General features: G+C 61.5%; 3 protein-coding genes. 2 read left to right on the plus strand and 1 reads right to left on the minus strand.

Translation table 11 applies throughout. The features are described 5' to 3' along the window. Nucleotides 1-2,057, plus strand: a 2,057-nt coding sequence (locus FEM54_RS28385; protein ID WP_138453840.1) for a methyl-accepting chemotaxis protein, incomplete at its 5' end; no start/stop codon positions are given. A gap of 119 nt (nucleotides 2,058-2,176) precedes the next feature. On the opposite strand, the gene FEM54_RS28390 is transcribed toward FEM54_RS28385, so the two are convergent. Beyond that, nucleotides 2,177-2,740: an NAD(P)H nitroreductase gene (locus FEM54_RS28390; protein ID WP_017139760.1), complete on the minus strand. Its 564-nt coding sequence runs from the start codon at nucleotides 2,738-2,740 to the stop codon at nucleotides 2,177-2,179. A gap of 139 nt (nucleotides 2,741-2,879) precedes the next feature. Here FEM54_RS28390 and FEM54_RS28395 point away from each other — a divergent pair. Next, on the plus strand, nucleotides 2,880-3,306 hold a 427-nt coding region (locus FEM54_RS28395), incomplete at its 3' end, for a di-heme oxidoredictase family protein (protein ID WP_276614878.1).

Consider the following 3,306-nt stretch of genomic DNA (forward strand, 5'->3'; position numbering starts at 1 on the left):
GTATCAACCTGTACGAGACCGGTCAGAATGACCATTTGATCAGCGATTCAAGCTCGCGAATGCTCACCCAAAGCGTTCAACACCTGCTGCAAGCCAAGGCCGCCGAACAAGCAGTGCAGTTACAGAAAACCTTTGGCGAAAACCTCGTGGTGGTCACCGCGCTGGCCGATCACGTCAAAGACCTGCGTGCCCTCGCCAACAAACGAGCGCTGGAGCCCGGCGCATTGCGAGAAGAGCTCAACCAGAGTGTCAAAACCGCCTTTGAGCGCAACAGCAAGGTACTGGGCATCTGGCTGTCATTCGAACCCAATGGCCTGGATGGCAAAGACAGCGACTTCGTCAACGACAAAACCCGCGTCTCCAATGAAAAAGGCCGTTTCTCCAGCTACTGGAGCCGCGCTGGCGGCGAAGGCCTGAACACCGTGATGGTCGAGGATGACCTGACCAAAACGACCCTCAACCTCAGCGGCACGCCCTACAACATCTGGTACACCTGCCCACGGGACACGCGCACGGTGTGCCTGCTCGACCCGTATTCCGATGAAGTGGCCGGCAAGCAGGTGCTGATGACCACTATTTCGCTGCCGCTGATCGTCGACGGCAAAGTCATTGGTGTGGTCGGTATCGACCTGGCGCTCAATACGCTGCAGGCGATGACGGACGCGGCGCAAAAAGAACTGTTCGACGGCGCGGCGCACCTGGAGATTCTGTCCAGCACCGGTTTGATTGCGGCCTACAGCGGCCAGCCGGACAAAGTCGGCAAAAACCTGATCGACACCATCGGCGCGGAAGGCAAGGAAATCGTGCAACTGCTGGCCAACGATACACGCACGATCCGTGAGCAAGATGACACGATCCGCGCCGTGTACCCGGTCAAGCCGATTGCCGACGCCAAGGCCTGGGGCGTTGTGATCAAACTGCCCAAGAACGTGATGCTGGCCGACACCTTGAAACTGCAAGACGTGCTCGACAAAGCCCAAGCCTCGGGCACGCTCAAAGCCTTGCTGGTCGGCGCCGCCGCGGCCCTGCTCGGCCTGCTGCTGATCTGGCTGACCGCCACCGGCGTGACCCGCCCGATCAACACCGTTGCGGCCATGCTCAAGAACATCGCCAGCGGCGAAGGCGACCTCACGCAGCGCCTGACCTACGCCAAGAAGGACGAACTGGGCGAGTTGGCAAACTGGTTCAACCGCTTCCTCGACAAGCTGCAACCGACCATTGCACAGATCAAGCAGAGCATCACTGAAGCGCGTGGCACGGCGGACCAGTCCTCAGCCATTGCCCGCCAGACCAGCGAAGGCATGCAGGTGCAGTTCCGCGAAATCGATCAGGTGGCCACTGCCTCCAATGAAATGAGCGCCACCGCCCATGATGTGGCCAACAGCGCCTCCAACGCTGCCAGCGCCGCCCGTGGCGCGGACCAATCGGCGCGCGACGGCATGTCGATCATCGAGCAGAGCACCCGCGACATCACTACCCTGGCCGAAGAAGTCAGCAAGGCCGTGACCGAAGTGGAAGCGTTGGCGGTCAACAGCGAGCAGATTGGTTCGGTGCTCGAAGTGATCCGCAGCATTGCCGAGCAAACCAACCTGCTGGCGCTGAACGCCGCCATCGAAGCCGCACGCGCCGGGGAAAGCGGGCGTGGGTTTGCGGTAGTGGCCGACGAGGTGCGCAACCTGGCCAAACGTACCCAGGACTCAGTAGAGGAAATTCGCCTGGTGATCGAACGCATCCAGAGCGGCACCCGTGGCGTGGTGGCGACCATGCATTCCAGCCAGCACCAGGCCCAGAGCAATGCCGGGCAGATCCATCAAGCGGTGCAGGCGCTGGGCAAGATCAGTGACGCGGTAACAGTGATCAGCGACATGAACCTGCAGATCGCCAGCGCCGCCGAACAACAGAGCGCCGTGGCCGAAGAGGTCAACCGCAACGTTTCGGCGATCCGCACCGTGACCGAAACCCTCACCGGCCAGGCCACCGAGTCAGCGGCCATCAGCAGCCAACTGAATGCGCTGGCGACCCAGCAGATGAAGTTGATGGATCAGTTCAAGGTATAAACCCGATCTTCAAAACAATGAAGATCCCCTGTGGGAGCTGGCTTGCCTGCGATGGCGGTGGGTCAGTCAGTACATCCATGACTGACAGGCCATTATTGCAGGCAAGCCAGCTCCCACAATTAGACGCCGGTCCAGGCCTGAACAAACGCCGCTAAATCTTCTTTAGCCGCTGTACGCGGCGGGTTCTGCGGCGTGCCCAAATAGAGGAAGCCAATCACTTCCTCATCCGCCGTCAGCCCCAAGCCTTTGGCCACATGGGCCGAGTACGACAACTCACCGGTGCGCCACACCGCCCCGATCCCCTGCGCATAAGCCGCCAGCAAAATACCGTGTGCCGCACACGCAGCCGCCAGCAGTTGCTCGGATTTAGGCACCTTAAAGTGCTCTTGCAGACGCGCAATCACCACCACCACCAACGGCGCACGCAGCGGGCCGTTCTGGGCCTTGTCGATAGCGGCTTGCGGTGCGTCGGCGTCCTGCAGGCGTGCGGCTTCGGCCAGCAGCGTGCCCATCTGCTCACGGGCGGCACCTTCTACGGTGAGAAAGCGCCATGGGCGCAGTTGACCATGGTCGGGCGCGCGCATGGCGGCGGCGAACAGCACATCGCGCTGCTCCTGGGTCGGCGCCGGCTCCAGCAAACGCGGCACGGAAACACGGTTGAGCAAAGCGTCGAGAGCCTGCATTGGCCACCTCCAGAAAAAATGTGCGGTCATTCTAGCGGGAATGAATCAAATACCACCAAACGATAATTGCTCTTATTCAATCCGCCCTGCCCTGTTAGACTTTGCGACCCTCTTTTTCGCCTTAGTCGCAGGAAACCCGATGGTCCGTTCGCCTCTTCGTCTGTGCGCAGCATTGATGGCCTTGAGCCTGACCGCCTGCGACGACGCCCCCAGGTTTACCAAGGCAGAGCCGGGTGAATCACGAGCGGGCGGCGCGACGACGGTGAACAAGCGCGACCAGAACGCGTTTTCCCTGCCTTCGGCCAACCTGGCGCCCACCCGTCGCCTGGATTTCAGCGTCGGCAACAGCTTCTTTCGCAGCCCCTGGGTGATTGCGCCGTCCACCACCACCGCGCGTGACGGTCTGGGCCCGTTGTTCAACACCAATGCTTGCCAGAACTGCCATATCAAGGACGGCCGTGGCCATCCGCCGCTGCCCGACGCACCGAATGCGGTGTCGATGCTGGTGCGCCTGTCGATCCCGCCTGCGCCCGCCGATGCCCGGCTCATCGAGCAGATCGGCGTGG

Origin of the sequence: Pseudomonas edaphica (assembly GCF_005863185.1) — a bacterium.
GTDB lineage: Bacteria > Pseudomonadota > Gammaproteobacteria > Pseudomonadales > Pseudomonadaceae > Aquipseudomonas > Aquipseudomonas edaphica.

Coding starts and splice junctions, on each gene's coding strand:
- FEM54_RS28390 (WP_017139760.1), bottom strand. CDS start 2,740: ATGCAGGCTCTCGACGCTTTGCTCAACCGTGTTTCCGTGCCGCGTTTG.